At 74.6% G+C, this 6345-nt stretch carries 6 protein-coding genes; all 6 read right to left on the bottom strand.

The window, feature by feature from the left end; all coding sequences use genetic code 11:
- Positions 1-147: 147 nt before the first annotated feature.
- Positions 148-477: a Uma2 family endonuclease gene (locus tag ACZ4WZ_RS28255; RefSeq protein ID WP_467894598.1), complete on the bottom strand. Its 330-nt coding sequence runs from the start codon at positions 475-477 to the stop codon at positions 148-150.
- A 330-nt stretch (positions 478-807) separates the two neighbouring features.
- Positions 808-2118, bottom strand: coding sequence for a DUF58 domain-containing protein (locus ACZ4WZ_RS28250; RefSeq protein ID WP_467894596.1), 1311 nt, complete (start codon positions 2116-2118; stop codon positions 808-810).
- A complete protein-coding gene (locus tag ACZ4WZ_RS28245; protein ID WP_388940759.1) occupies positions 2118-3080 on the bottom strand; it encodes an AAA family ATPase in 963 nt (320 codons plus the stop codon). The genes ACZ4WZ_RS28250 and ACZ4WZ_RS28245 overlap by 1 nt, the downstream gene beginning before the upstream one ends.
- A complete protein-coding gene (locus tag ACZ4WZ_RS28240; protein ID WP_467894593.1) occupies positions 3077-4318 on the bottom strand; it encodes a DUF4350 domain-containing protein in 1242 nt (413 codons plus the stop codon). Before ACZ4WZ_RS28240 ends, ACZ4WZ_RS28245 begins: the two co-directional genes overlap by 4 nt.
- Positions 4315-4995, bottom strand: coding sequence for a DUF4129 domain-containing protein (locus ACZ4WZ_RS28235; RefSeq protein WP_467894591.1), 681 nt, complete (start codon positions 4993-4995; stop codon positions 4315-4317). Before ACZ4WZ_RS28235 ends, ACZ4WZ_RS28240 begins: the two co-directional genes overlap by 4 nt.
- Before the next feature lie 7 nt (positions 4996-5002).
- Positions 5003-6271 carry a hypothetical protein gene (locus tag ACZ4WZ_RS28230; RefSeq protein WP_467894589.1) on the bottom strand — a complete coding sequence of 423 codons (1269 nt, stop codon included), beginning with the start codon at positions 6269-6271 and terminating at the stop codon, positions 5003-5005.
- Between the last annotated feature and the right edge of the window lie 74 nt (positions 6272-6345).

The raw sequence follows: 6345 nt of genomic DNA, 5'->3' as shown, positions 1-6345 counted from the left end.
GGTACTGCAGGGGGGACCCTGTGGGAGAGTAGGACGCCGCCGAACAATCATTGTGGGAAAGCCCCGCACCTTCTGGTGCGGGGCTTTTCTGCGTTTACGGGCCATTTCCCCGACGGGCCGTCACCGTGTCGGAGCGGCCGGCCCGCTTCACCAGTCGGTGGGGTAGCTCTTCAGGCTGCTCGTGTCGAGCGTCCAGCGGTCGGCGGTGACGACGTCGCCGAAGGCGTACGGGACCTTCCTGCGGTAGCGGATGCCGTCGGGCCCCTCCGAGGGCTCGCTGTGCACCGTCACGGTCTTCTTGTCCTTGCGAGGGTCCACCACGACGTACAGCGGGACGCCCATCCTCGGGTAGTCGTGCAGCTTGTCACGGACATCGGTCAAGGAGTTCGTACGGGAGACGACCTCCACCACCATCAGGACATCGCGGGAGTTGACGACCTTGGCGCTGTCGTCGGCGTCCTCCTCGGCGATGACCATCAGGTTCCGGGACCTTGGTCAGGCCGGTCACCGGATCCCCCATGTTCGTGTCATTGAGGGCCATCACCTCGGGTGTCTGCGCCTCGACCTGGCGGCGCAGGCGCACCACGCTCAAGCCGCGGGGAGCCGTGGGGCTCATCATCGTGAGGAAGATCTGACCGTCGGTGGTCTGCACCTTCCACTGGTCTTCCTGGTACTCGGCCAGCTCCGAGAGCTGCTCCGCGAAATCGTGCAGACGGCGCATCTGCTCCGGGGTGAGGTCGGTCATGGTGTCCTCCGGGTGGGTGCCTGACCAGCCTGTCCAGCCGTGTCACCGAACACCAACGGAGGCTACAGGCGGCCGGCGGCCTTCAGGGCGAGGTAGGTGTCCGCGAGGGCGGGGGCCAGGGTGTCCGGGGTGGCGTCGACGATGTGGACGCCGTGGCGGGTGAGCTGCTCCGCCGTGCGGCGGCGCTGGGACTGGGTCTGGGTGGCGGCCGCGGCCTCGTAGACGGCGTCCACGGAGCCGCGTGCGGCGGCCATTCCGGCGATGTGGGGGTCCGCAACCGAGGCCACGATGACCGTGTGGCGCTGGGTGAGCCGGGGGAGGAGCGGCAGCAGGCCCTCTTCGACGGGGGCCGCGTCGAGGCTCGTCAGGAGGACCACCAGGGAGCGGCGCGGGGCGCTGCGGAGGATGGTGGAGACCAGGGTGCGGGAGTCGGTCTCGACGAGTTCCGGTTCGAGGCCGGCCATGGCGTTCACGAAGGCCGGGAGGGTGTCGGCGGCGGAGCGTCCCTGGACCTGGGCGCGGGGGCGGCGGTCGTGGGCCAGCAGGTCGACGCGGTCACCGGCGCGCGTCGCCAGCGCGGCCAGGAGCAGGGCGGCGTCCATGGCGGAGTCCAGGCGGGGTGCGTCGCCGACGCGTCCGGCCGAGGTGCGGCCGGTGTCGAGGCAGATCAGGATGTGGCGGTCGCGTTCGGGGCGCCAGGTGCGGACGGCGACCTCCTGCCGGCGGGCGGTGGCGCGCCAGTCGATGGAGCGGGTGTCGTCGCCCGGGACGTAGTCGCGCAGGCTGTCGAACTCGGTGCCCTCGCCGCGCGTCAGGAGGCTGGTGCGGCCGTCGAGTTCGCGCAGGCGCGCGAGGCGGGACGGGAGGTGCTTGCGGCTGGCGAAGGGCGGCAGGACGCGGACCGTCCAGGGGACGTCGTGGGAGCCCTGGCGGGCCCACAGGCCGAGCGGACCGTACGAGCGGATCGTGACGAGCGCGGCCTTGCGGTCGCCGCGCCGGGTGGGGCGCAGCCGGGTCGTGACGCGGCGGCGTTCCCCCGCGGGGACGGTCAGGGCGTGGCGGGAGGCGGCCGTTTCGGTGCCGGGGTGCCAGCTGCTGGGGGGCCAGGCGTCGCGGAGACGGGCGCGCAGCGTGCGGGTGCCGGGGTTGGTGACGGTGAGGTGGACGTCGGCGGTGTCGCCGAGGCGGACCGTGGTGGCACCCGTTCGGGTGAGCCGCAGGCCGCGTACGGGGGCGGCGAGGGCGTAGTCGACCGCGCAGGCCAGGCCGATGGTGCCGTTGACGGCGAGGAGGCCCGTCCAGCTCGGTTCGAGGATGCCGACGGGGAGGCTGCCGAGGGCCGCGAGCAGGGCGGCGCGTCCGGTGAGGGCCATCAGCGGGGGACGGGGACGTGGGTGAGGATCGCGGAGATGACCGCGTCGGCGGTGACGCCCTCCATTTCGGCTTCCGGGCGCAGCTGCACGCGGTGGCGCAGGGTGGGCAGGGCGAGGGCCTTCACGTCGTCGGGGGTGACGTAGTCGCGGCCGGTGAGCCAGGCCCAGGCGCGGGACGTGGCCAGGAGGGCGGTCGCGCCGCGGGGGGAGACGCCGAGGGTCAGGGAGGGCGATTCGCGGGTGGCGCGGCAGATGTCGACGACGTAGGCGGTGATCTCGGGGGAGACGGTGGTCTCCTCGACGGCCTTGCGGGCGGCTTCGAGCTCCTGGGCGCCGGCGACGGGGCGGATGCCGGCGGCGTGCAGGTCGCGCGGGTCGAAGCCGGCGGCGTGCCGGGTCAGGACGCCGATCTCGTCCTCGCGGGAGGGCAGGGGGACGGTGAGCTTGAGGAGGAAGCGGTCCAGCTGGGCTTCGGGGAGGGGGTACGTGCCCTCGTACTCGACGGGGTTCATGGTGGCGGCGACGAGGAAGGGTTCGGGGAGCCGGCGCGGGGTGCCGTCGACGGTGACCTGGCGCTCCTCCATGGCCTCGAGGAGCGAGGACTGGGTCTTGGGGGGCGTCCGGTTGATCTCGTCCGCGAGGAGGAGGTTGGTGAAGACGGGGCCGTCCTGGAAGGAGAACTCGGCGGTGCGGGCGTCGTAGACGAGGGAGCCGGTGACGTCGCTCGGCATCAGGTCGGGGGTGAACTGGACGCGCTTGGTGTCGAGTGCGAGGGAGGCCGCGAGGGCGCGGACGAGGAGGGTCTTGGCTACGCCGGGGACGCCTTCGAGGAGGACGTGGCCGCGGCACAGGAGTGCGACGACGAGGCCGGTGACGGCGGAGTCCTGGCCGACCACGGCCTTCGCGATCTCGGTGCGGAGCGCTTCCAGGGAGGAGCGGGCGCTGTCCGTGGTGGCCGTCATGAGGTGCGGACCTCTCTTTCGAGGGCGTCGAGGTGGTCGGCGAGCGCGACGAGTGCCGCGTCGTCTGCGGGGGTGGTGCCGAAGAGGGTGGTGGCCGTGTCGGGTCCGGCCGTGCGGGTCAGGCGGGCGGCGACGGCGGGGACCAGGGCCGCGGGGTCGTGGGCCTGGGCGGGCGGTACGCCGACCAGCGCGGCGAGGCGTTCGCGGGCGGCGGCGCGCAGCACGGTGGCGGCGCGGTCGCGGGCGGAGGCCTTGCGGTAGAGGCGGGCGCGGCCCTCGGTGGTCTCGGAGGCGCGGATGGCGACGGGCAGGTTCTCGGTGACGAGGGGGCCGAGGCGGCGGGCGCGCCAGAGGGCGGCGAGGACGGCGGCGACGAACAGCTGGAGCAGTGCCCAGAGCCAGCCGGAGGGGACGAGGTCGAGGAGGCTCTTCTCCTCGGCGGGGCCGTCGTCGGGCATGTCCGCGAGGGTGGGCAGGTACCAGACGAGGTCGGGGCGGGAGCCGAGGAGCTGGAGGGCGAGGGAGGCGTTGCCTTCCTCGGCGAGGTGCTGGTTGAGCAGGATCCGCTCGGAGCCGAGGAGGACGGTGTCGCCGCCCTTGGTGGTGCCGGGGAGTACGAGGACGGTGGGGTGGCCCTTGCTGGGGTAGCAGGCGGTGGCTCCGGGGAGGCCGGTGCTGTAGCGGAGGCCGCCGCCGGTGCCGGCGCGGCCGGCGGTGGTGGCGGCGGGCAGGGCACAGGCGGGGTCGAGGTCGTTGCCCTGGGCGAAGGACTCGGTGTGGGTGGCGGGGGCCAGGTCGGGGAGCCCGGGGCCGCTGGGGGCGATGAGGACGGTGCGGCCGCCGGAGGGGTCCATGGCGGAGCGGACGGCGCGTCGCTGGGGCTCGCCGAGCAGGTCGGGGTCGGTGATGAGCAGGGTGGTGCCGGGGCCGGCCGCGGCGGCTGCGTCGGCCGCGCTGGTGACCACGCGGGTGGTGACGCCGCGCTCCTTGAGGAGCTGGGCGATGGCGCGGCTGCCGTCGCGGTCGGCTGAGCGCGGGTCGAGGCGGCCGTGGTGGTCGCCGGCCTGGAGTCCGGCGAGGAGGACGGCGGCGGCGAGGAGGATGCCGAGTACGAGGAGCGGTCCGCGGGAGCGGGCCCAGAGCTGGGCGCCGCTGAGGGCGGTGGAGGTCCGCCCGTCGCCCCGGACGGGCCCGTACGGGGTGGCGGGGGCCGGGGTGGGGTCCGTGGGGCCGGTCATGCGGTGGGTCCCGTCAGGAGCGGCTTGGCGCGTTCCAGGGCGAGGTCGAGGGTGCGCAGGCGGGCGTAGGTGTCGGGGCCGGCGGTGCGGCCGCCGTAGGTGACGTCGTCGAAGGTGCGCGCGGCGGAGCGGAGGGCGGCGGCGTGCTCGGGGAGGGAGAGCGCGGCTTCGGCGGCGGCTTCGTCGGCGGTGCGGCCGGGGCGGGGGTCGAGGAGGGTGCGTTCCTCGAGGGAGCGGACGACGGCGCGCATGCGTTCCTGGACGGCTTCGTTCCAGCGGCCGGCCGCGGCGTGGGCGTCGGCGGCGGTGCGGTGGTCGGAGGCGCTGCGCGGGCCTTCGTCGAAGAGGGTGCCGGGGCCGGTGGCGGTGCGGCGGGGGGTGCCGAGCCGCCACCAGAGGGCGGCGACGAGGAGGACGAGGACGACGGCGATGGCGAGGAGGCCGGCCCAGCCGCCGGGGGTGGCTCCTGAGGCGCCGTCGAGGACGTCCCCGAGCCACTCCCAGAAGCGGTCCAGGGCGCGCTCGATCAGCCCGGGCTCCTCCTGGTGGTAGGCGGGCTTCGCCAGCTCGCGTTCGGCCGCCTCGCGGGCGGCCTCGCGCGGGGTGGTCAGCGGTGGTGTCTCGGCGGCGGGCAGCAGGGCCGCGGTGCTGGTGGTGATGAGTCCCCCCGTGCTCATCGGTGGGTCAGCCCGCGGGCCGGTCGGCGGGGCTCGTGGCGCCGTAGCCGTCCAGGCCGGCGGCGCGGGCGAGCTCCAGGTCGAGGGCCTCGCGGCGGATGCGCTGGTCGATGTAGAGGAGGGTGGTGACGCCGGTCTGCATGGGAACGGTGACGGTGGCGGCGACGACCCCGCCGATCGCGCTGATGATCAGGAAGGTCCAGCTGGGTGCGGCGGAGCCGTTGAAGAGGCTGGTGAGGCCTTCGGGGGCGGCGAGGAGGGCGACGCCCACGAAGGGCGTCACGATCACCATGGCGGTGATGGTGCGGATCAGCCAGATCAGCAGGCTGATGCCGAAGATCCGCCACCAGGAGCCCTTGACCAGCTTCGTGGACCGCTTGAGGGCGGCGACCGCCGAGCCGCGTTCCAGCATCAGCGCGGGCGGGGCCAGTGCGAAGGTCACGTAGAACCAGGCCAGGAGCACGAAGCCGAAGGGGACGCCGAGGGCGGTCAGCAGGGCGCTGCCGGCGAGGATGCCGGGGAGCGTCGGGAGCAGGACGGCGGCTACGGAGCCGAGGAGCAGCAGGCCGATCAGGGCGAGCATGCGGGGGGCGAGCGGGCGTACGGCCTTCAGGGTGCCGGAGACGGTGGAGGCCTGGCCGAGGACGGCGCGGCTGACGACGGGTGCCAGCAGGGCGGTGACCAGGAGCAGCCCGAGGATTTCCAGGAAGTACTGGAGGGCGTAGAACAGGGCGGTGTTGCCCATGACCTCGACGGCCTGGGACCGGGTGAGGTCTTCGTCGGCGACGGGGAGGCCGTCCAGCCAGGCGCGCTGGACGAGGAGCAGGACGACCTGGGTGAGGGCGGCGACGACCAGGCTGACGGAGAGCACGGGACGCCAGTGGCCGCGCAGGGTGCTGACCGCGCCGTCGAGGATCTCGCCCAGGCCCAGGGGGCGCAGGGGGATCACGCCGGGCTTGGCGGCGGGCGGGGTGCTGTCCCAGCCGCCCGGGTACGGGTACGGGTTGCCGGGCTGCGTTCCCCAGCCGGGGTTCTGCCGCTGCTGGGGGTTCGGGGCGGGCTGCGGGGAGGGGCCGGGCGCGGGGCTCGACCACTGGCCGGGCGGCGGCTGGGCGGCGGACCACTTGCTGCCGGCGGCGCCGGGGGCGGTGCCCTCGCCGGAGCCGGTGCCCTCGCCGGGGGCGGTGCCGGACGGCTGGGCGGTCGGGCGGTCGGCGTCGGAGCCCTGGCCGTCGGACGGGGATCCGGGCGCGGCCCAGCCCGGAGAGTCGTTCATCGTCGCTCCTTCACGTGCACCTGCCGTGGCGGGCGCGCTGGTCGGCTGCCATCGTGCCATGGAGGCGCTTCGCG

This window comes from Streptomyces sp. NPDC029122 (assembly GCF_055569445.1).
The sequence above is the reverse complement of the archived record's forward strand: the minus strand, read 5'-3'. Positions and strand labels throughout refer to the sequence as shown.